This window comes from Alteromonas sp. B31-7, assembly GCF_015767655.1.
In the GTDB taxonomy this organism is placed as follows: domain Bacteria; phylum Pseudomonadota; class Gammaproteobacteria; order Enterobacterales; family Alteromonadaceae; genus Alteromonas; species Alteromonas australica.
The window spans coordinates 3643774-3665875 of record NZ_CP065233.1 but is presented as its reverse complement, the minus strand read 5'-3'; the positions used below and the strand labels follow the sequence as shown (position 1 = coordinate 3665875).

Here is a 22102-nt window from a genome sequence, read left to right as displayed (position 1 = left end):
GGATCACCCCATTTTATCTAAATCGCTCGTCAATTTTTTGTCCGCGAATTTCTCTTTCCAGACTCTTGGCGTCAGGTCGAGTACATCTTTGGCCGGGTGCAGTGCTACACGCTGCAATACATCCACCAGATAATGGTAGGGATTGACGCCTTGCAGGCGGCAAGTCACCATCAGGCTTTGTAATATGCCCAGTTGTTCAGCCCCGAGTTCGGACCAACAGAACAAATAGTTTTTTCTGCCCATGGGGATTACCCGCAGTGCCCGCTCAAGATGATTGGTGTCCATGGGTAACGCGGGGTTACTCAGGAACACCTTGAGTTGGCTCTCTCGCTCAGCGGTGTAATGAAGCGCCTTGGCGAAGGGGGATTTGGGTAGTAAATCAGTGCGCTGTCGTTGTTGGTAGACCCACCGGAAGAAGTCAGTCACGAGTGGTTCGCTGTGTTGTTGGCGGTAGGTATGGATATCGGCCAGGTCTGATTGCTTATCCCGGATGTGTTTTTCATGCCGGTAGAGTGTGGCGATAATATCCAATGCCTGTTGTGCGGTGTGAGGCTCACTGTCGAGGGCTTTTTCAAAGCCTCTGCGCATGTGTACCCAACAGGCAGCGTGCACAATCTGCCGTTCGTGTTGATTTAATTGTTCAACCGTTTTGGTGTAAGCGGCATAGCCATCTGTGAGCAAGGTACCGGTAAAGTCCTGTAACTGTGCTTTGGCGTGCAACATGCCCCGGCTGTGACTCCAGGTAAACGCCACCTCATCACTGTCACCGTACATCGGCCAGAAGTAGGTTTGTTTCATTTGCCCCGGTTTTCGGCCAGCCCCTTTGGTACGCCCGGCTTTAATGGGCACTTCATCCATCATCAGGATTTTGCTTTGCAGAATGTGCTGCCACTGGGCCTTGGCGATGGGCCGAAGCAGCTCAATGCCTTGTTGTATCCAGTTGATTAAGGTAGCCCGGCTAAGGGTGATACCGCTATCAAGCATGCGTTGATGTTGGCGGTGAAGCGGTAAGTGATATACCGCTTTATCCACCATCAGCCCAGCGAGTAGTGAGACATCGCAGTAACAGCCTTCCAGTACATTGGTAGGAGCCGGGGTATCCTTAAGGGTTTGCGTGGTTTTATGACGCACGACCTGACGACGATACACCAGTACCACATAACTGCCGGGCTGTTGTGCTAAGCGACGGGTTTCTTTGATATCAACAACTTCATACTGGTCGGCATTCGTTCCTTGTAATTCCGGCGCAGGCAGGTCAATCACCTGTTGCGGCACCGTCTCATCAAAGCGCAGGCCGTCATCATTCACATCCGAGTCGCGGCGTTGTTTTTGGGATGAGCGGGTATGGGCCTTCACCGGTTTGGTGTCTGCCGGTAAGGCGTGCGACTCTCCCTCGTCAAACAAACTGCTCTGCGCCGGATTATCCACTAACACCTTTTCAGACTTACGCCCGAACAACTGGCGTTTAAGCCAGTCGAGTTGATGCTTTAATTGTGCAACTTCATCGGATAAAGCCGCAATTTGTGCATCTTTTGAGGGATTGTCTGAGGGCGTTTTCATGGCGTAAATTATAACAAAATCAGTTAATTAAATCGTCTGTTTTGTTTGCCTTTTTGCCAGTAAATCCCATCAATCAAACACTGTAACTGGGCACTGTTTAATGGTGTTTTTGCTGTGCCATCAGTGACTTTGGCGAAGGTACCTCTTTCTAACCGTTTGCTCCACAAACAATAACCGCCCTGGTAGTAATACAACACCTTGAGCTGCGTGCGGCGTTTATTGATAAACACAAACCAGTCACCACAATGCGCCTGCATGCCCAACTTGCCCTGCACCAGTGCTGCCAGCCCATCAAACTGTTTGCGCATATCCGTATTACCGGTATACAGCCAAATACGCCCATTGGATAAGGGTAACATCAGGCGGCCCGGTTCATCCGCAGCACCACACCACCGGGCAAGGCTAATTCAATCTCCCAGGTAGAGCCTGCACTCTGGTTCCCACTCGCGGGCATATCAAAAGCAAGCCAGTTATCCTGCGGCGCAAGCGATTGACTATCATCGCTCAGTTTTTTACGCCACAGATAGAAGTTTGATACTGTTAGCGCATGCTGTGCACAAAATTCACTGACCGACAGTTCGCTTGCTGCTTGCTTATCAACCAATTCCTGCCATTGCTCGCGTGTACGTCTTTTTGTTGCCATCGATTAAGTCTCCGTGAGTAAAATCTACGGGGACTATTTTACGGGGTAGTTCAATGAGGAAAAGACGGTCTAAATTGATCGCTTACTCATCAAGACTCATTGTTTGGTTGATAAAAATCAATGGGTTGTCCATTACCCTTAAAGTTTCCATAGTCAGGGAGTAATCATTGGAGACGAATTTGGACTCTATCGGGTGAGAAGAGGATCTACGCTCATAATTTTTTTCTATCTCACTTGTTTGCTCATCGAGAGAGTTTATGAAATCTTCAAAACTTCCCTTTATTAAAGATATCCTTTTACTTTCCCATAAGGTTCTGTGTTGATCTTTGAAGTCGTACATGAGCGCCCAACACCTAGGACGGCTGCTAGTTAGATTTCCGACTTTTAGCAAAACTTCTCTTACATCTGAATCATTAAGACTATGGCCTACAAAAAGAATTGGGTGTGATAAGGCTTGATCTTCTAACCTATCAAAAAGCTTTTCTCTACCTTTTTTGTGAGACACGTACTGTTCAGGCGTGAGAATTAGTGGCAAGTCCTCTTCAGCCACTTTGGTAATACAACCATGTAATTTCGTGTATGCAATTTGTTGATTTCCATCCTTAATTTTAGATTCTATCCTATCTGTAGTTCGGTATATCGGCACAAGCTCCTGCTTATTTGGCTCATTGAAGCTTTTGTAAGCCTGACGTGGTCAACCAAAATCACACAACCCAGTTAAGCCGCTTTTTGTAAGTTAGCCATGTCAGCCTCATATTGATTTGGACTCTTGTAATCCAGATATGAGTGCATTCGCTGACTGTTATAAAACATAGTGATGTATTGCAGAATATCCTGCTGGGCAGCACGGCGACTCTGGTAGTGACGCCACTGCACTCGCTCTTGTTTCAATGTGCCGAAGAAGCTTTCTACGACGGCATTGTCCCAACAATCACCTTTCCTGCTCATGCTACCTGTTACCTTGTATTGCGTCAGTAACTGTCTAAATTGTCGGCTTGCGTATTGAGAGCCGCGATCCGAATGATGTATCAGGCCCACTTTAGGTTTACGTTGCCACAAAGCCATCGTTAAGGCATCACACACAAGCTGGGCATTCATCCGCGATGCCATACTCCAGCCCACGATTTTTCGTGAGAATAAGTCAATCACTACGGCCAGATACAGCCAGCCTTCTTGCGTCCAGATGTAGGTAATGTCAGAGACATACGCCTGGTCTGGCTTTTGAGCATCAAAGTCGCGTGACAGCACGTTATCGAAGACAGGTTGCTGATGGTCGCTGTTAGTCGTGACTTTGTATTTTCTACGTCGTCTGACGCTCACTCCAGCTTCTTTCATCAAGGCTCTCGTTCGCTGTTTTCCAACCGGATAACCAAGCGAATTCAACGCGCGTTTCATACGTCTTACGCCATAGGTAAAGTCACTGGCATCTGCTACTTTCTGTACCCACTCAATTAACTCATCATGTTGCGGATCCGGTTCAATGTGTTCCTTGCGTCGCACGGCGCTATAGTAATTACAGCGACTGACACCAAGAATCTCGCACATCAGGCTAATCGGCCAGGTCTTCTTATGTTGGGTGATGAAACCGTATTTTACTTGGTTTCTTTGGCAAAGAAGACCGTTGCCTTTTTTAAGATCTCTTTCTCCATTTTCAGGCGCTTATTCTCTGCTCGCAGTTGGCGAATTTCTTCCTGCTCGGGCGTCAACTTACCATTGCCACGAAATGCGTGAGCCCCTTCTGATTCTTGCTCTTTAAGCCAGCGGCCTAACATATTGGCACTGATACCAAGACTGCGAGCAGCCTCAGTAATCTTGTAATTTTGTTCTGTAACCAGACTCACCGCATCCAGTTTGAATTCTTTCGAGTAGCTTTTTCGGGTTTTCATATACACTCCAGTTGAGATAATTATCTCTTAACTGGGTGTGTGAATCTATTGGAGCACGTCAGCCTTTTCTATAAGTAAGTCATAATTGGTTGTATAAATTCCACTCCACCTAAACTGGGGAATTTTCTTTTGGAAATTCTCGGGTTCAAAATCTATAAAGTTATCTCTCAAAAATGACTGCACTGTGACTATATCAGCTTGACTAATTGCGATTTCAGCTACTTCTGATAGAGGGCTGCTTGTCCAACTTTGGTCTAAGAATTTATTAGCGATCAAGTCTCTTAACTTCGAGGTTGTTGGCATTGTTTGGCCATCTGAGTTCTTGGCACCAAGCGAAGCACCCGATCCAAAAAATAAAATAATCTTCCCTTCCAAAACAAACTGTTTAAGTATTGGATCGATGTTCATAATCTAACTTCCTATTGTTATTAAGCATCTTCACATAAGACAGAATGTGGTTTTCCGACAAAAACCTATATGATGTCTTATTTAAAGTTAACTCTTCTAATTTTCCATGTTTGCTTCTTTTAATTAGAATGCTAAACGGTGCCTAAGATGTTTAAATCACCAAGAGCTTTGGTTGAGTTCATTAGTTGTTCAAAAACTACAGAGACACCCACGCTAAATTACTCCAACTTAACTGACAAGTATCATGTGTAATATGCAATATCACTTCGTTCAAGGTCCGCTATTCACTTATAGCTGCCATTAGAATTACAACAAGCCAATGACTGCTTCACGTACACAAGAGGCTGTCAGATTTGGATACACTTAATCACCGAACTTTAAGCTAAAAGCGCTAGTGTTTTGGCTAAAATTAAAACGAAGTGTGGCAGCCTATTTACTAGCGCTCAGGTTTGCTGAAAACCTGAGCGCTTAAATATCCCTTTTTAATCGTTTATTGACTGTTTCGAGATTTTGCTAAATCTTCGCTTAGATTTTTAGCAAGTTCTTGAATTTTGGGGATAGAAGCTTGCATTAAAGTCTGTGATATTTGCATCGATTCTTGCATCACCGCTGGCATCTTTAACAATAGAGACTGCCCTGTTTCTGTTTTGTAAAAGGCCAAAATATCGTTAATTTCCTCTTCCGTGAAATTATTATCGTAGATATTGACAATGAGGGGCTCCATTTTGGCCCAGCTCATTTCTTCATTCATGATGAGAACCATCTGACTGTAATAATCATCAAAAATCTCTTGCTCAGAAGGTTGAACCCCCATTTGCGTGGACATGTTCTGCATCATTGCTTCCATTTGCGAATACATTTGCTCAACCATAGAGTCCATATCCATAACATTGACTAGCTCATTTAATTTTGCTTGCTTTGATTCACTGTCGGCATAGGAGTAACAAGATGTTGCTAAGAGTATCGATATGAGTAGAGATTTTATTTTCATTGTAAACATTCCTTAATTTAACGATGAGGTCTAACTTTTAAATAAGACGCCCAGCGAGCGTGCGTCCCTGCGAACCAAGTCTGCAATGGCATTGATAAACTACTTGTTCTCGGCAATGCGCCACAACACACCACTAGGGTCTGTCACACAAAACTCCAGCGTTCCCCAAGGTTGAACAATCAATTCAGTAACCTTGGTATCAAACTCTTCAGTGAGATTTAGTGTTTGGATGTGTTCATACCAATGTTGTGCATCTTCCACCAAAAGGTGCATCATAAAGTTGTTACTGTGGACCGGTTTATAAAAGTCCTGAAGTAAAAATGAGCAAGCACCTAATTTAAAATAAGCGATATCCCCGAATTCGGATACCAATTCAAAGCCAATCAACTGATAAAAGCGCTTGGAGCATTCAACGTCCTTTGCAGGAACAAAGGGTTTTATTTCGCGTATTTTTAAATTTACCACTTCTTACTCTAATTTCTTTAGACGGCTTGTTGCTTAAGCGATTAAATAGCTTGAATAAAGTCTATAAACTTGGAACGATGCGCTTTATGTTTCACTATAGACCATCGAATTTTATAAATTAAGGGATTTTATGTTTTATCTATTTCCATTTGGGCGTGTGGCTACTGCAGACGGCGTCATTATTTACGGAGCAGGCGAAGTCGGTCAGTCATTTGTACGGCAATTAAACGTGTTAAATTTATTTCCAACCATATACATGGCAGACAAAAAATTTACTTCGCCACAAACAATAGAAAACATTCGTTATGTCCCTGCAGAGGAAGTGCCGAGTTTGCCCAACTACCCTATCGTTGTCGCTTCAGTCAAATTTGGTGGCGAAATAAGCCAGAGTTTAGTTTCCCAAGGTGTAAGCCAAGATAGGATTGTTACTATTGATAGTAGTTATGCACTGGAAGAGAGTCAGGTAGAGCCTCATTCCTACAACTGGAATGAGTACTATAACAATGCTGAAGGGCATAACGAAGTACATTTCCATACCTATCTTGAACCCTTAATGAATAAATATCACTTCGACTTTTCGAATGTTTTGGATTTTGCCTGTGGGAAAGGAAGGATTGCAGAGCTTTTAAGTACTTTTTCAGGTTCGTTAACTTGTGTGGATACAAATGACGAAGCCATCGCGTATTGCTCGGAACGTTTTTCTAATAAAGATAACGTAGTTTGTAAAGTCAGTGAGCCAGAAAGTATCCCTGTAGACAGCGGCAGTATGAGCTTTATCTATAGCTGGGATGCCATGGTACATTTTGATTATAGAAGTATTGATTACATATTAACTGAGTTTAGCCGAGTATTAAAAAGTGGTGGTCAGGCTGTCATACATCACTCAAATGCAAAAGGGCATAGCAGTTTTGAAGCTGACAAAAACTGGAGAAAAAACCCACATTGGCGTAGTGAATTTAACGCTCAAGATATGGCGCACATCTGCCAAAAGAGTGGCTTTATCATTGAAGAGCAATTGGTTATCGATTGGGGAGTAAAATCCCTAGATTGTATTTCGGTGATAAAAAAGCGCTAAAGCTAATCTGAAACTTACAGGCGGGGTGAAGATTTATTCACCTGAAGTCTGGTTACTATTAGTAAACAATAACAGTCACTTTTTATTCATAAAAGCGCAATCAAAAACTCCTTGAACGATCGTTCACTGCATGGTTGAATGCCTATTCACATAAATAGGAATGTCACTATGCTTAAATTTTTCTTTCACCATACGCCTAACCCAATGAAAGTGGCTTTGTTTCTTGAGGAAACAGGGCTTGATTTTCAATTGGTACCCGTGGATACCCTAAAAGGCGACCAACATACCCCGGAGTTTCGTTTAATTAACCCTAATGGCAAAACCCCGGCTATTGAAGATAATGGTCAGCGTGTATTCGACTCGAACGCGATACTCATGTATTTGTCGGAAAAAACGGGCAAATTGGGCGGGAAGGCTGAAGACAGAGCGGAACTTTTATCCTGGATGATGTTCATTGCCACAGGGTTAGGTCCATACTCTGGTCAATGTGTTCATTTTAGGCATGCGGCTCCCAAAGAAGGGTTAGAGTATGCCGTTAACCGTTATTTACGGGAAGCGCAGCGTCACTATGAAGTGCTCGATTCTCATTTAGCGAATAGAGAATTTATTGTGGGCGATGAATACACGATTGCTGACGTGGCAGCTTGGGGCTGGATAGATAAAGCCAACGTGGTGCTAGGTGAAGAGGGGCTTAAGCCTTATCCAAATTTATCGGCATGGTTTGATAAAATAAACGGGCGACCTGCTGCGCTAAGAGCACGGGAAATTGCTAAGGGTATTGAGTTTAAAACAGAATTTGATGAAGAAGCCCGTCGTGCCTTCTTTCCATCAAACTATCCAAAAGCGTAAGTTATCTGTTTCACGCCATATTGAATATGGCGTGTTTGCACCCCTTTTCAATAAGTCTTTTTAATGTTTTTTCAAACACTGCATGCCGTGTTATTTTTAGTGGGTTAAACCAAGCCGTGGTTTAAAAAGTATAATCCAGCAATACACACTCACAAAGATGACAGAAGTGAATAGAATGAATAAACAAAATGATGGCATAAGATCCTGGTTGAAATATCTTGGCGCAGTGTCTGTGATGTTGGGGCTTTCAGCATGCAGTGATAGTGAAGTGGGCGATGTATCTTTGGGGCTTTTTACCACCAAAGACATTAAAATTGATGCATTACAAGACCCAGACATTCCGGGCGTAACCTGCCATATATCCAGCATTGAAGCGAATTTGGATTTGTCTGACCCTTCCGACAGCGCCATTGCTTGTAGGCAAACGGGGCCAATTACGCCCGCCATGCTCGCCAATATTGATACTTCTGATTCGGGGGATATTATTTTTAGAAAATCGAAAAGTGTTTTCTTTAAAAATATGAAAGTAAGGCGAATATTCGACGCGAATTCGCAAACCCTGATGTACTTAACCTACAGTACGAAAGAAACCTCTGGCAGTTACAAACACAGCTTATCTACCGTGCCGTTGTGGGGTACACAAGCGTATGTAAGCAACTAAGGATGTGTTAGGTACAAAAGCGTGCCTAAAAGTTACACCCCCCACTAATTCGACGAACCAAATGTCGGGGGGGATGTACGAACGTCATCTTGTTTTTTATTCGGCTTTAGAAAAAACGCGAAAACATCAACATGGCATTAAATGCGCTGTCGCTGTCGGTAAGAGGGCTATCACTGATACTGTCATCATAAAAGGTTGCACCTATTTGAAACCGCGTCATTCCACCCCAAAAAATAGGTGTGGAAACAGCAAGGGCAAGCTCGGTATTCACTGCGTTATCGCCCTTGTAAGCGGCACGAGTTGCCGTGGCCTCTGCTGCGGTTACGCCATAGTAGTAGTCAACGTAATGGTTGTCTTGAAACGTAACACCCACACTGGGCTCTATCACAAATGGCCCTGTTCTAAACGCTTTGCCAATGCTGGCCGTGGCTTGATAACCATTGAAAGTGCCTAGGATATCGGCGTTTGAAGCCAGTTCGTAAGTCCATCCATTTTTGGCATAACGCAAGCTTAGCCCTGCACCAAAACTGAAATCTCTGTCCTCCATGCCGTTAAACACAGCACTGTCATCTTCTTCATAGCCTGCAAAGATGGGCACGAGCTGGGCATCCAGGGTGAATCCGTCATCTTGCAATAACTGATAACCTACAAAGGGCCCGTATACGCGCAAGCGTTCGCCGACATAACCTATGATGGGAATAGGTACTATACGGTTATCAAAGTCTGTGTACACGTCTTGAGACGCAGCAACGCCTACCCCCCACATCCAGCCTTGCGGGGAGTTACTGGGTGATTGGGCGAAGCTTGCAGTTGAAAAGGTAAGTGCGACAATCGCGCCTAATAAGCTGGTTTTCATTATTGGCTTTCCTTAATAGCGTAAAAGGAATACAGAGCGGCGTTTTAATTCGATCACTCGGTGAATTTATTCTAAATCGAAGGTGTAATCCAGTAGTTGAATGTCTTGTGCGAAGTGCTTATCCACCATCGCTTTCGTTTCATCGGTGTAATAGGCTTGGTACTCTTGCCTGTCTGTGGCTTTACGTCTATGGGGTAAGGGTTTCTTCTTTAGTCCTAATTTATCGCAAACATAATGATAGTCTTGTTCGAACGTTTCATATTGGCCAATAAAGTCGGTAAGCAAGTTTCCGTGTAGGTCTATTAGATAATCGGTTTGCAGTTGTAGCGACGTGTCTATGTGATATTGATAAGGGCGTTCAGGGTCGAATTTCCAGCGCATGAAGCTAGTAAATGATTCATGCCCCTCCATTAAATGCGGGCGCTCTCGTTTAATGTGGTGATAAGAACTCACTTGCAAGTCCCATGGGTTGCGAACAAACGCAAATTTGAACAGCTTATTAAAGTATTCGTCGGGGAGCATTTCTTTCGCAGCAATAATTTTTGCATGGCGAGGAAAACGACTAGCAAGCTTGTGGCCACAGAACTGACTCATTTTATGGCAAAGAAACTGAGGGAAAGAATACGGATGCCCCCACCGATAAGAGGCTAGCGAACCTCGGATACTAGTGCCGCCCGTTTTTGCAATATGAACAAAAAGAAACTGTTTACTATGGGAAAGCAACATTCAAGAATGTCCTTGTTTTTGTTTGAAAATCCGTTTAGAAGTATGCCTCAGGTTTGTGACAACTTATTATACAAAAGCGACAAAGTGATCGCCTTACACAAACCTTACCTAAGGTGGTGGCATTTTGTACAGCGGTTTTACATTATGCTGAAATGCATTGCTAAAATGTCTGCCATATTGGCGAGACTAAGCCCAGTTTAGTTAATACACAGGATACCCAATGAGCCCATGCGAATATTTCATCGGAATTGATGGCGGCGGAACTCAGTGCAGAGCACAGCTGGAAGATAGCGATGGTTATGTTCTGGGTACAGCTACCTCTGGGCCTGCAAATATCGTCAGCAACAAAGTGCAGGCTACACAATCTATCCTCATGGCGGTAAATGGTGCAGTAGAAAGCAGTGGCCTTTCTATCGCGCTTAATGAATTGCATGTGGCAGCGGGGCTAGCGGGCGCGAATGTGGCAGCAGCAAAAACGACGTTTGATGCCCAACATTGGCCTTTTCGTACATTTGCTACGCTAAGCGATTTACATGCGGCTTGCTTAGGTGCCCATAAAGGAGAAGACGGCATTTTAGTTATTTGCGGAACCGGTTCTGCGGCCACCTGTTATAGAGAAGCAGGCTTTTCCGACAAGGGTGGATACGGTTTAACGTTAGGAGACAATGGTAGCGGCGCCTGGTTAGGGGTGGAGGCGGTTAGGCATACCCTTTTATGTATCGACGCCCTTACTAGTCACTCGTTGCTATCGCGAAATATAATGACGCATTTTGGTGTGGTCGATGGCGTTGATATGATTGAAAAAACCATGCATTTTTGCGCCTCAGACTTTGGCAAGCTCTCGCCTTTGGTGTTTGCGGCGTTTAATGAAGGGTGTGAGGCAGCCGCTAGCATCATTCATTTAGGCGCGGGGTATTTATCCCAATTAATACGTAGCATGAGCCAAGACAGACCCTTGCCCGTGGCTTTAGTGGGTGGCCTCGCTGAGTCCTATCAACCTTTACTTGGTAAGGATATTTCAAAGCAACTTTGCGTACCTGCACATAACGCACAAAAAGGGGCGATTCACTATCTTAAAGAAACCTTATTAAAGCGCAATGCCGAGCCACCCCTTAAAACTTAACCCTACAGATTGCATTAGAAAGGTTAATGTTAATTTTTAGTTGAATTAACACTTAATTTACTTTTTACTTAACCTATTAAAGCTGATGCGGTTTTCTGTTTTGCCTGGTGGGTATCACTATTGGAAAAGCGATCAGCACTATACTAATAAAAATACATCCAAGAAGGGTGGATCTGCTTTCTAAGAGCATGCTCTTGGTGATTCAAATGGATTTTGAGTTAACAGGGGTTAACCATGACTTACCGAGTAGCAATGGCCATTTCTGGCGCTGTGTCTTTAGGTTCTTATGAAGCAGGGTGTGTGTATGAGTTACTCAACGCCTTCAAAGAGCACAACGCCAACCCGCAAAATACACCCATAGAAATAGACGTACTTACTGGCGCAAGTGCCGGAGGTATGACAGCGGCAATGATAGCGCAAAAGCTGTTGTACGATAAAGATGCCCTAGACGGAGAAGAGAGTAACGTTGGCTACGAAGCCTGGGTAAAGTCGGTAGATATTGATGGCTTATTAATGGCCTTTGAAGGCGATAACGCGAAGACGTCGCTGTTATCAAACGGCTTTATTAAAGACATTGCGAATAAGCTTATCCTTAATAGGTACGCCGCGACACCTGCACCGCTAGAACGTGACCCTCATACCGCCAGTGCGGAATTTATTCGCTTAGGGTTGGCTATGTCTAACTTAAATGGCGTTGATTATAATGTACAAGTTTTTAGCTATGAGACTGAATCGCTGGCACAAGATACCTTCACGCAAACCCGTCACCAAGATAGGTTTACCGAAGTCTTAGGGTGGCATTCAGATACCTTTTCTCATTGGGAAAACATTACCACAGCATCTCGGGCATGTGGGGCGTTTCCGCTTGCGTTTTCGCCAATTAGAATGACACGACAATGGCAACATGATGACTACAAAGCGAGAGATGCGGTTAAATTTGAGGAAAACGAGTTTTGCTTTGTTGACGGAGGTACTTTCAATAATTATCCGCTAGGTATGGCAGTGGATTTAGCGAAAATGAACGACACCGAAAATACAGACTACAAACGGCGTTTCTATTTTTATGTATCCCCAACAAAGCGAGAGAGCACCGCGAATCCCACGTTTAACAGTGATACCTCAAACCTGTTAGAGATTGCCGCTCAACTCGGTACCAGTATTTTTACCCAAAGTGGTTTTCAAGAATGGTTGATACAAGCGAAAAACAACGCTCTCATTATACGTTTAGACGAGCAAGCCATTACGCTAAGAGATGAGTATTATTTATTGTCACAAGAGAGCATAGCCGCTGAGCAAGCCATAATAACGCCACTCATTTTGCAAACGTTTAGCGGTAACAATGGGGATGAAAGCTACGAAAACGCTTTTGCTCGACTAGCCGAGCAATATGCCGAAGATGTAAAAGACAAGCCGTTAAGCCCTGATGCCTTTAAGTTGTGGATTGATACCATTGCGGTGCTGGAGAAAAGCGCAGAATTAGGCCTTAAAGATTTAAAAACAATATACACAATTTCGGCTGACGAAGACTGTTTAGTGGGTGATTTACTCCAATCTTTTTTGGGCTTCTTTGATGAAAAGTTTAGGCACTACGATTATCAACGGGGGCGCTTAAACGCCATGCATGTGATAAACGGTATATTAAGCGGAGAAAATACGAGTGAAAAAGGGGTAAAGCAACTCATACCTGGCGAACATTTACCGCTGAATATTTCTGCTAGAGATACGTCTACGTTAGACGCCTATTTTGCCAACTCAACATTAAATAAAATATCTGTTAAAGACGTGGACAAACCCACCAGAGATCGGGTTTTTAAACGCGTAAAGTCGAGGTATTACCTGATTGCGAAAGATTCCGGCTTGGGGTGGATTATACGCACTGCCTTATGGAATTTTGTGGTGAAACAGAAAGTGAGAAAAGCGCTGTACCTGTAGCGGCTTCCAGCTCATATAGTAAAGAAAATAGGGGGTCGTAGACCCCCTTTTTCTATCAATTCACACGGAAATTTAAGCCAGTGAAACAGTTACATCTCTGCAGAGTGAGCCAAAAACTCTTCGTAATTACCGTCGAAGTGGTTTAACTGTTTGTTTTTGATTTCAATAACCTGCGTGGCCAATGAAGAGACGAATTCTCTATCATGACTGACAAAGATAACCGTGCCGTCAAACTTATAAAGGGCATTATTCAACGCCTCGATTGACTCCATGTCCATATGGTTGGTCGGTTCATCTAGAATCAGTACATTGATGTCTTGCAGCATGAGTTTGCCAAACAATAGCCGGTTCTTTTCACCACCAGAACAAACCTGAACCTTTTTGTTGAAGTCGTCAGAGCTAAACAGTAGTCGTCCAAGCATACCTTTTATTTGTAAGTCATCGTGCTTAGGGCTGCGCCATTGGCTCATCCACTCAAACAAGGTGATATCGTCAGAAAAGAATTTAGCGTTATCTTGCGGAATATAGCCAATGGCCGCATTTTCAGCCCACTTAAGGCTACCTTCTGTCGGGTCTAAATCACCCACAAGGCATTTCAGTAGGGTGGTTTTACCTGCACCATTTTCACCGATAATGGCGAGTCTTTGGCCCGCTTCTAACAGCAAGCTGGCGTTACTGTATAGAGGAAGTTCAGGGTAGCTATGACCCAATTCTTCTAGGGTAATGGCTAATCTGTGAAGCTTTTTGTGTTGCTTAAACACTATATATGGCTTGCGACGGCTAGACGCTTTCACTTCAGCTAATTCAATTTTCTCCAAACGACGCGCTCTCGATGTGGCTTGCTTGGCTTTAGAGGCATTCGCTGAGAACCGTGCGACGAAGCTTTGAAGCTCTTCAATTTCCGCTGACTTTTTAGCATTCTCATTGTGTAGCTGTTCTTGAACCAGCATCGCCGCTTGAATGTAGTCATCGTAATTACCGGGGTAAACACGTAATTCACCGTAATCAATGTCGGCCATATGAGTGCAAACAGAGTTTAGGAAGTGTCTGTCGTGAGAAATAATAAGCATGGTTGATTTACGCTTATTCAGTTCATCTGCTAACCAACTAATGGTATAAATGTCCAAGTTGTTGGTAGGCTCATCGAGCAGCAATATATCCGGTTCAGCAAAAAGTGCTTGGGCAAGCAAAACACGCACTTTCTTACCTGGTGCCACTTCTTTCATTAAGCCAAAATGGTAGCTTTCATCAATGCCTGCTGAGTTGAGTATATCTCCCGCTCTTGCTTCCGCAGTGTAGCCGTCCATTTCAGCAAATTGTGTTTCTAAGTCGGCGACTCGCATGCCGTCTTCTTCACTCATTTCAGCCTTGCTGTAAATGGCGTCACGTTCTTGCTTAACTTCCCATAGCTCACGATCACCCATTATTACAGCATCAACCACACTAAATTCTTCAAATGCGAATTGATCCTGGCTCAAAATCCCCAATTTAGTCCCTGGCGCCATAGAAACGTTGCCAGAGGTAGGGGTAAGCTTACCACTTAATATTTTCATGAAAGTAGATTTGCCGCAGCCGTTTGCGCCAATGAGGCCATAACGGTTGCCATTGCCAAACTTGGCAGAAATGTTTTCAAACAGCGGCTTAGAGCCAAACTGCATGGTGATATTTGCGGTGGTAATCAAAACAGGTATCCAGCGGGTAAAAATAGAAGAAAAGCTGCTTTCATAGGTATTAGAAGAATACGCCATGAAGCTTGTAGCTATGGGCGCGCACTATAAGGAATTCATGGCCATCTGTCGAGGAAATTTTGAGCATTTAGGGAATATCCCCTTTGCATAATTGAACCTAAAGTCAGCATGCAAAGTAAAAATGACAGAAGTTTAATAAATAACATTGGAAAAGGTATTTCATGAAGATTTTAACGAAGTTTTTAGCGGGCGCGCTGAGTGCGCTAGTATTAGTAGCAGGTAATGTGCACGCGGAAGCGATTAGTTCAGATAGCGTAATGCAAACTCAGTCTGCACAGTACAATAAGCAACAACTTCTTGCCATGGTTAGCCGCGAAGATGTGCAAAATAAACTTATGAGTTTAGGGGTAGACAGTAATGATGCGGTGGCGCGTATTAATGGCATGACTGAAAGTGAAATCGCAAAACTTAATCAAGAGCTTAATCAAGCGCCAGCGGGTGGCGTTGTGGGTGCGGTGCTTACCGTTTTAGCCATTATTGCTATTCTAGATTTGGTGGGCGTCACCGATGTGTACCCATTTATTCGCCCAGTGAACAGCTAGAAGTATGAAGCCTATTGTTAAAGCCTGCATTGTTGCAGGCTTTTTAGTGTTAGCCGGGTGTCAAGGGACACCTCAAACCGACCAATTGGCCAAGGCCACGCCTGTGGGGTTAGTGAGCGCCCACCAAATCGATAATGTACCTTTCATTGCGCAACAGCAATATTATTGCGGCCCCACGACACTCGCTGAAGTATTTGGCTTCTATGGTACGTCAGTCAGCGCCAATGATATTGCACCTAAAATTTTTATTCCCGACAAAGAAGGGAGTTTGCAGTTAGAAATGGTGACGGCCACCCGCCAGTACCAATACCTACCTTACCAAACCCAAGGTTCGCTTACCCTGTTAATGCAGTTAATTAGCGACGATATTCCCGTCATTGTTTTTCAGAATTTATCCATCTCATTGTTACCCCAATGGCACTACGCCGTTGTAACCGGCTTTGATTTAACTAAGAAAACCATAACCTTGCACACTGGGGTGACAAAAGACCATGAAATGTCATTTTCCCTTTTTGAAAAAACCTGGGGCCGGGGGAATTATTGGTTACTTGCGCCTGTTCCACCTGGCGTAACAAGCGAACATATGATGCCCTTTACCTATGTTAGCGCCGCGTACGATATGCTTAAAGTGGCAGAAAATAACCCCATTCAACAAACCCAGGCATTAGCGTTTTTGCAAAGTGCGACCCAACAATGGCCCAGCCAATGGCTAGCCTATTTCTTATTAGCAAACTTCTATTTAGAGACGCAGCCAGATTTAGCCCGTGAGTGGTTTGAAAAAGGTTACGCGTACGGAAAGGGGCAGAAGCCCTATGTGCACAATTACGCGCTCGCGTTAATAAAGACAGGCCAGCAGGAAGTGGCAAAAAATGTATTGGCCAATGCAATAGACACTTTTCCTAACGACAGCGAGCTTTTAGCACTTAAAGAGCGCTTGGCGGCTAAAAACAGCCCGTAAATACCAGTGAAATAAGACTGTTACGGAATGGGAAGAACAGTTAAATGTTCATCTAAAACCAGCATGGCATTGGCATAGCCCGGTTTAATTGCCCCAAATTGCTGGTGAATGTTGGCGGCGCGAGCGGGCGTTGAAGTCAGCATTTTTAGGCATTCTTGAAGCGGGATATGAGCCTTGAAATGAGCATTTTGCAGCGCCTCAACGAGGGTTAAAACCGACCCTGCCAAATTCCCATTTGAGGTAAGGAGTTTGCCGTCTTTCAAACAAATCGTGTCATCACCGTAGTTAAATGACGTATGACCACTGGCAGAGGGCGCCATTGCATCGGTTACCATGAATAGCCGATGACTACCCAACGCCCGATAGGCAGCTTGCAAACTGATGGGGCTAACGTGGATCATGTCGGCAATGATACCGGCGTATGCATCCGCAGAGGCCATCGCACTGCCCACTAACCCTGGTGCCCGGCCAGTGAACCCTGACATAGCGTTAAATAGGTGGGTAAAGCCAATCGCTCCAGCACTTAACGCCTCATTAGCTTGCTCAGCACTGGCATTTGAATGGCCTAAAAATACAATTATACCGTGAGACACAAGCTGGCGAATCTGCTCCTCAGAGACAGTTTCTGGGGCAACGGTGACAATAACTTGCCCCATATCTTTGCGGCAATAAATCGCCATTTCTTCCTGACTTAAGGGGCGAATGTGTTTACCTTCGTGCATACCTTTTTTGCTGTCGCTAAGGTGGGGGCCTTCAAAGTGAACGCCAGCAATGCCTTGAATGCCTTCAGCACGCACCTGGGCAACTGCATCGGCACTTTGCTTCATCACATCAATATCATCAGTGATCACAGTAGGAAACATGGCGCTTGTGCCTGTGGCAGCGTGAGCGTTAAACATGGTGTGCAGGCACTCAGGGGTGGGCGTATGGTTAAATTGCATACCGCCCCCGCCATTAATTTGTAAATCAATGAAACCGGGCACCAGTAAACCTTGAAGTATACTAACCCCTTGTTGCTCAAGTTCGGGTATAGAAAGTGTGGTGTCTTCCACTTTTTCTATTTGCTTTTCACTGGTGTGAATAAGGCGGTTTAACACCATTTGGTTGCCGTCAAACATACGCGGGGCAAAGTAGGTTTTCATAAATAAACAACATGCATAACGATTTAGCGAAAGCATAACGAATGCCGGGTAGCAGTACAATCAAGCGTGAGGGAAAAAGCAAAACCGTTTCCTCTTTTATAAAAAACGCAGGGTGTTGAGCTTGGTTTGGGTTTTGCAGGTACAAAGGAAAGAGAATGGGCTTTGGTTTACCCACGTTATCTATACATTTGCCTGAGGAACGCAGTTTACATGGAACTTCCAGCTTGGTTTCAGCAACAAGAGTTTTACACGTTTTGCGCATTAATCGCCGTTGTACTTCTGCTGTTTGGGGTTAAACGCATCATCTTAGTGCGTTTGAAAGAAAAGGCTCGCTCAGAAACCAGTTCTATGTCGAGTATTTATCGAGTATTGGTGTTGTCGCTAAATGCGCCCCTCACCGTCGTTATTTTACTGATATTTTTGCTACTGGCACGAAATGTTTTCACTTGGAGTGGCCTGCACGAGCAACGTGTGCCTGTGTTTCTTGATGGGGTTGTAGAGGCAGGCGTCATTATTGCGATTTTCCTATTTGCAGAGCGCTTTTTCACTTACTCACTTAAACGCTATCGAGAGCAATCAACATTGGTGAAAAATACCAGTGCGATTGCGGGTGGCGCACTAAGAGCAGTGCTAGCAACCCTAACTGTGTTGATAATTTTAAGCAATATGGGAGTGTCTATCACCCCAATTATCGCGTCGTTGGGCATTACTTCTTTGGCGGTGGCATTAGCGTTACAACCCACCCTAGAAAATTTCTTTTCCGGTATTCAACTGGTAATGGATAAACCTATTCGCATTGGCGATTACATCGAACTTGATTCGGGCGAACAAGGATTTGTAGAGAAAATAGGGTGGCGCTCAACGTGGATAAGAATGTTGCCGAACAACATTGTGATTATGCCCAACAGTAAATTATCTAACTCTAAATTGATAAACTACTACTATCCCGAGCGAGAGCTTTCCGTGCCTGTAGAAGTGGGCGTTCACTACAGTTCAGATTTAGAGTTAGTGGAAAAAGTATGTATCGAAGTTGCCGAAAGAATACTCAAAGAGCACGAATATGGTGTAGACACCTATCAGCCATTCGTGCTGTTTCATACCTTTGATAATTCAAGTATTAACTTAACTATTATGCTTAGAACCAAAGAATATTTTAACCGTTTCTTTATCAAGAGTGCTTTTATTAAAAGCCTTAAAAAACGTTTTGATGAAGAAGGTATTGTTATCCCATTTCCCATTACTGCCATTAATACTGAGCAGGAGGGCGTTAAGGTACCGCACCAAAGCGCAACGCCTGAGTAAGCTGGCATTAGACTTCACGTTCTGTACGGAAGGCGGGAAGGGTGTGCTCAAAATTTGCTTGGCTCAGCACAATCTCTTAGTACCCACATGCATTACGGTTAGCGGTTCACACTAAACAAGACACGCCTATTTATACAAAGCTATGCGTTGTAATGGCGCCATTTAATGCCTGTCTGGTTTAGTTTGTTAAACGAGTATTAGCGTATTACCTGCTACTGTCGTCTTTACCGCTACTTTTAGTTAGCTGCCCTTCAAAACTGGGCACAGCACGGTTTTCTGCCTGCGAGGCATTAAGCGCTTTTCCATTGTCTTCAATATCTTGAATAAGCCACTCCATTTGTTTTATCTCTTTACGTTGGGCTTTAATGATCCCATTAGCGAGTTCGCGCACCCTAACATCTTCAATATTGGCACGCTCACTGGTAAGAATGGCGATGGAGTGGTGCGGTATCATTGCTTTCATATAGGCAGAATCTGATACCGTGGCTTGTGAACGTAAAAGGTAAAGGCTAAGCGAAAATAGCGCTATTGCTGAGAGAAAAATCACGGCGTTCAACTTCTTGTTGGTATACATGCCCAACATGAACGCCAGCATAATAATGGCCATGCCCGCGCCCATGTATATCGCCATAAATGTGCGGGTTTCACTAAACCATATATGGGACACCCCGTAGGTATTTAAGTACATCATGACAAACATGGCGAGGGTAGATGTTGCTATCATCGCGAAGAATTTTGCGTATTTCATCTGTAATCCTTACGTTAAAACCTAAAGGGACTTTGAAAAATTTTCTGATTTAACTACGAAAATTAACGAGTAGTAAGGTGGTTACAATTTCTATACCGGTAGGGAGGCAAAAGTGATAGTCGTGCTTATAATTTCAATTTTTACGCTATTGATAGGGGTGTTTTTTCATCTTTTAAATATCACTTGGATTGCGGATAGAATTAAATCGCAAAGCGAAAACCTGTATATAAAAACGCCCGCTGTAGTGACCATTGCGATAGTCAGCCAAATTCTGATAGCAGGAATCTTCACTGTTTCCTATGTAATAGCAATGAAGCTAGGAGTAGGCGGTTTCGGGCAACCTGCTACCTTAACCGACATTTTTTATTTTTCTCTGACCACCATTACCACACTGGGGCTTGGAAGCGTTGAGCCTACCGGTGACTTGCGTATGTTGGCAGGCATTGAATCTGCCACTGGTTTTTTACTTATTAGCTGCTCAGCGCAAAAGGTATTTAGAACGATAAATGAGTAAAGGGAAGGAGCAGGGGAGTTCTGAGGTGTTTTTCTGCTTAGGGCCGGCGTTTCTAATGGCTAGTTTTATGCCTGTCTTGTTGGGTTCAATATTCCCTTATATGAACGTGATTTACATTTGAGCCTATTCATGTATCATAAACGTCCCTGAAGAGGGCGAACTTAACAAAATTGTTGTAAATTTATGTTGATCCGCACTACGCTAGTGCTAGTATTAAGTTGTGAACGGAGGATATTACAATGTATTCAGAACATGGCTACGGTGACTTTTAAGCTTACCTTTTTGTAATTATGAATAGTTCGAATGGAATTGGACTTCAAAATTTCCTAAAGCAAGCTTTTGAGGTAACACCACTTTTTTTACCAGCTACAATAACAGCTGTGCTTACTGTTATTGGTGTGTTAGTTGCTTTCATTACTTTGCGAGCAAATTCGCACTTCCATCGAAGCAAAAACGCCATTGACTTTGAGAAAACCCTCGAAGAAACAGAGCAATATAGAGTTTACATAGATCACATTAGCTCTTATCGAAAGCAGACGAGCTCTGATTCAATGGCGTTAAAACAGCTAGTCGCCCAACCAAGTATCGACCGAGAAGCACATTTAGCCATTATGGAAGCGCTGAACGTTTGGGAGCGATGCGCAAATGGTATACGCTGCAAAGTGTATAAGGAAAAAGTACTGCGTAAAGTCTATTGTACGCATGTTATTCGGCTGATTGATTATCTCATCCCCTTTATAGATGCCTATAAAATAAATAGTCAGAACACCTACGTTTTTGAACAAGTACAATGGTTACACAAACGTTGGAAGCGTCGCAGAAAATACGAAGATTATAATTTTATGAAGGACGTTATTGTAGCGTCAGTAACAGCTCTTATTTTTTTTATTGTAGGGCTACTGATTACATCTATATTGTCTACATAGATTTCTCCATGCGTTTTTCGGGCATCGAAAGCCTATTCTCAAACCATTAGCGTGATAAAGCTTACTGTAGTGGCATAGTAAGTTTGGCCGCATGACAAATATCTTTACAGAGTGCGCTGTCTATTTCTTCAAACAGAGGGATGTATCCCCCCTAATAACCCCTATTACGACATCACGATAGCTTCAGACACAGGTGAAGTGAAACAAAGCTATTTTGATGAAGAACCCACGGTAAAAATAAAAGGGCTTAAATTAAATATGAAGGTAAAGAAATAATCACTCGTGAGCATTCATGGCGCATTGAGCGCAGACAGGAAAAGGCCGCTTAGGGCTTTTTCGCTTTTACTTGGAGTTCTTTAAATAAGTGTACTAGAGAGAAATGTCGCTTATATATTTCCCTAAACCAGAGCGCTTAGAAATTCTACGTAAAATCTTATTAGCGGTAATGTGTGAAGCGATTTTTGTATCAGGGAAATACGCTGTATATATACAAATGAGCCTTAAAAGGGCAAAGTCAGTGAAATATATCAAAGTCTGGTAATATTTTTCCCTTGTTTTTTCATCAAAGCCTTCAGAGTCAGATAAATGTTCTTCTATGATTTTACATATTACGTAGAAAATTCGTGCTGCGTTGAACAAACTTCCATGAGTATCAATCTTTGAAATAACGCTGTGAACATGTGGTCTCGCTGCGCCTCGGCTTTTCAAGTGAAAAATAAGATCATCCAAATTGTTTGCTGATGCAACACCGTCCACTTTGGTGTTTTCGAAAACCAGGTAAAAACTGTCGAAGTTCTTCTTCTGTGATGAGACCATATTGAAGAAGTGTGACTCAAAAGTCTTAAGCTTATCTTGTTGTTTTGTTCTTTCTATTTCATCCTCAAGTGATTTTGAGGACTTTCGTTGAAGCTCGAGAGTTTTAATAAGTAAAACTACAGACAAAAAACTAAGTAGGGGGCCCAACGTTCCCCCCACGTATCCACCAAAGTTATTCCAATGTGTCCGTCCGGTAATCCCCACATTCAATTCATAAGTTAGCTCCGGCAT

Annotated in this window: 24 protein-coding genes; 10 read left to right on the top strand and 14 right to left on the bottom strand. The window is 43.5% G+C overall.

What is annotated here, in order from left to right:
* Positions 1 to 3 precede the first annotated feature (3 nt).
* From tnpC to IUA53_RS15965, 8 genes are all read right to left on the bottom strand, one after another.
* Complete coding sequence (tnpC, locus tag IUA53_RS16000; protein WP_196897418.1) at positions 4 to 1560, bottom strand: IS66 family transposase; 1557 nt, start codon at positions 1558 to 1560, stop codon at positions 4 to 6.
* Positions 1561 to 1583: 23 nt separating this feature from the next.
* A complete protein-coding gene (tnpB, locus tag IUA53_RS15995; protein WP_196897417.1) occupies positions 1584 to 1919 on the bottom strand; it encodes an IS66 family insertion sequence element accessory protein TnpB in 336 nt (111 codons plus the stop codon).
* Entirely contained in the window at positions 1919 to 2203 is a 285-nt protein-coding gene (gene tnpA, locus IUA53_RS15990; RefSeq protein ID WP_196897416.1) for an IS66 family insertion sequence element accessory protein TnpA, read from the bottom strand. Before tnpA ends, tnpB begins: the two co-directional genes overlap by 1 nt.
* An 82-nt stretch (positions 2204 to 2285) precedes the next feature.
* On the bottom strand, positions 2286 to 2849 hold the full coding sequence (locus tag IUA53_RS15985) for an SIR2 family protein (RefSeq protein ID WP_196899577.1): 564 nt from the start codon (positions 2847 to 2849) through the stop codon (positions 2286 to 2288).
* A gap of 71 nt (positions 2850 to 2920) precedes the next feature.
* Positions 2921 to 4089 (bottom strand): IS3-like element ISAma1 family transposase gene (locus IUA53_RS15980; RefSeq protein ID WP_085929700.1). Its coding sequence is split into 2 segments (ribosomal slippage): positions 2921 to 3840 and positions 3840 to 4089, totalling 1170 coding nucleotides; the frame shifts between segments, so codons are not numbered across the junction.
* Between the two features lie 45 nt (positions 4090 to 4134).
* A complete protein-coding gene (locus IUA53_RS15975) occupies positions 4135 to 4497 on the bottom strand; it encodes a hypothetical protein (RefSeq protein ID WP_196897415.1) in 363 nt (120 codons plus the stop codon).
* Between the two features lie 490 nt (positions 4498 to 4987).
* Entirely contained in the window at positions 4988 to 5488 is a 501-nt protein-coding gene (locus IUA53_RS15970) for a DUF2059 domain-containing protein (RefSeq protein WP_196897414.1), read from the bottom strand.
* Positions 5489 to 5587: 99 nt separating this feature from the next.
* Positions 5588 to 5953 carry a VOC family protein gene (locus IUA53_RS15965; protein ID WP_196897413.1) on the bottom strand — a complete coding sequence of 122 codons (366 nt, stop codon included), beginning with the start codon at positions 5951 to 5953 and terminating at the stop codon, positions 5588 to 5590.
* Between the two features lie 130 nt (positions 5954 to 6083).
* Between IUA53_RS15965 and IUA53_RS15960 the strand changes: the two genes are divergently transcribed.
* The 3 genes from IUA53_RS15960 (at position 6084) to IUA53_RS15950 (ending at position 8538) form a co-directional block, all read left to right on the top strand.
* Positions 6084 to 7028, top strand: a complete 945-nt coding sequence (locus IUA53_RS15960) for a class I SAM-dependent methyltransferase (protein ID WP_196897412.1) — start codon at positions 6084 to 6086, stop codon at positions 7026 to 7028.
* A gap of 168 nt (positions 7029 to 7196) precedes the next feature.
* A complete protein-coding gene (locus IUA53_RS15955; protein ID WP_196897411.1) occupies positions 7197 to 7877 on the top strand; it encodes a glutathione S-transferase family protein in 681 nt (226 codons plus the stop codon).
* 235 nt (positions 7878 to 8112) lie between these two features.
* Complete coding sequence (locus IUA53_RS15950) at positions 8113 to 8538, top strand: CreA family protein (protein WP_156141823.1); 426 nt, start codon at positions 8113 to 8115, stop codon at positions 8536 to 8538.
* 106 nt (positions 8539 to 8644) lie between these two features.
* On the opposite strand, the gene IUA53_RS15945 is transcribed toward IUA53_RS15950, so the two are convergent.
* Both IUA53_RS15945 and IUA53_RS15940 read right to left on the bottom strand, forming a co-directional pair.
* Complete coding sequence (locus IUA53_RS15945; RefSeq protein WP_044446275.1) at positions 8645 to 9394, bottom strand: MipA/OmpV family protein; 750 nt, start codon at positions 9392 to 9394, stop codon at positions 8645 to 8647.
* Between the two features lie 66 nt (positions 9395 to 9460).
* The gene (locus tag IUA53_RS15940; RefSeq protein ID WP_196897410.1) at positions 9461 to 10120 is read right to left on the bottom strand and encodes a sulfotransferase family 2 domain-containing protein; all 660 of its coding nucleotides are present in this window, start codon (positions 10118 to 10120) and stop codon (positions 9461 to 9463) included.
* Between the two features lie 220 nt (positions 10121 to 10340).
* Here IUA53_RS15940 and IUA53_RS15935 point away from each other — a divergent pair, with 220 nt between their 5' ends.
* Together IUA53_RS15935 and IUA53_RS15930 are read left to right on the top strand one after the other, a co-directional pair.
* Positions 10341 to 11243, top strand: coding sequence for a BadF/BadG/BcrA/BcrD ATPase family protein (locus IUA53_RS15935; RefSeq protein ID WP_044446277.1), 903 nt, complete (start codon positions 10341 to 10343; stop codon positions 11241 to 11243).
* 234 nt (positions 11244 to 11477) lie between these two features.
* The gene (locus IUA53_RS15930) at positions 11478 to 13175 is read left to right on the top strand and encodes a patatin-like phospholipase family protein (protein WP_044446279.1); all 1698 of its coding nucleotides are present in this window, start codon (positions 11478 to 11480) and stop codon (positions 13173 to 13175) included.
* An 89-nt stretch (positions 13176 to 13264) separates the two neighbouring features.
* Here the strand turns inward: IUA53_RS15930 and IUA53_RS15925 are convergent, their stop codons facing one another.
* On the bottom strand, positions 13265 to 14857 hold the full coding sequence (locus tag IUA53_RS15925) for an ABC-F family ATPase (RefSeq protein WP_196899574.1): 1593 nt from the start codon (positions 14855 to 14857) through the stop codon (positions 13265 to 13267).
* A gap of 227 nt (positions 14858 to 15084) precedes the next feature.
* Here IUA53_RS15925 and IUA53_RS15920 point away from each other — a divergent pair, with 227 nt between their 5' ends.
* Together IUA53_RS15920 and IUA53_RS15915 are read left to right on the top strand one after the other, a co-directional pair.
* Positions 15085 to 15465 carry a PA2779 family protein gene (locus IUA53_RS15920; RefSeq protein ID WP_044056160.1) on the top strand — a complete coding sequence of 127 codons (381 nt, stop codon included), beginning with the start codon at positions 15085 to 15087 and terminating at the stop codon, positions 15463 to 15465.
* Positions 15466 to 15469: 4 nt separating this feature from the next.
* Positions 15470 to 16423, top strand: a complete 954-nt coding sequence (locus IUA53_RS15915) for a PA2778 family cysteine peptidase (RefSeq protein ID WP_044446285.1) — start codon at positions 15470 to 15472, stop codon at positions 16421 to 16423.
* A gap of 20 nt (positions 16424 to 16443) precedes the next feature.
* Here IUA53_RS15915 and nagA read toward each other — a convergent pair whose 3' ends face one another.
* The gene (gene nagA / locus IUA53_RS15910; RefSeq protein ID WP_196897409.1) at positions 16444 to 17565 is read right to left on the bottom strand and encodes an N-acetylglucosamine-6-phosphate deacetylase; all 1122 of its coding nucleotides are present in this window, start codon (positions 17563 to 17565) and stop codon (positions 16444 to 16446) included.
* A 210-nt stretch (positions 17566 to 17775) separates the two neighbouring features.
* On the opposite strand from nagA, the gene IUA53_RS15905 reads away from it, so the two are divergent.
* Positions 17776 to 18867 carry a mechanosensitive ion channel family protein gene (locus IUA53_RS15905; RefSeq protein ID WP_196897408.1) on the top strand — a complete coding sequence of 364 codons (1092 nt, stop codon included), beginning with the start codon at positions 17776 to 17778 and terminating at the stop codon, positions 18865 to 18867.
* 205 nt (positions 18868 to 19072) lie between these two features.
* On the opposite strand, the gene IUA53_RS15900 is transcribed toward IUA53_RS15905, so the two are convergent.
* Complete coding sequence (locus IUA53_RS15900; protein WP_044446289.1) at positions 19073 to 19615, bottom strand: DUF305 domain-containing protein; 543 nt, start codon at positions 19613 to 19615, stop codon at positions 19073 to 19075.
* A 121-nt stretch (positions 19616 to 19736) separates the two neighbouring features.
* On the opposite strand from IUA53_RS15900, the gene IUA53_RS15895 reads away from it, so the two are divergent.
* Positions 19737 to 20129, top strand: a complete 393-nt coding sequence (locus tag IUA53_RS15895; protein ID WP_231401172.1) for an ion channel — start codon at positions 19737 to 19739, stop codon at positions 20127 to 20129.
* A gap of 290 nt (positions 20130 to 20419) precedes the next feature.
* Positions 20420 to 21055, top strand: coding sequence for a DUF4760 domain-containing protein (locus IUA53_RS15890; RefSeq protein ID WP_044446293.1), 636 nt, complete (start codon positions 20420 to 20422; stop codon positions 21053 to 21055).
* Between the two features lie 369 nt (positions 21056 to 21424).
* On the opposite strand, the gene IUA53_RS15885 is transcribed toward IUA53_RS15890, so the two are convergent.
* Entirely contained in the window at positions 21425 to 22102 is a 678-nt protein-coding gene (locus IUA53_RS15885; protein WP_196897407.1) for a hypothetical protein, read from the bottom strand.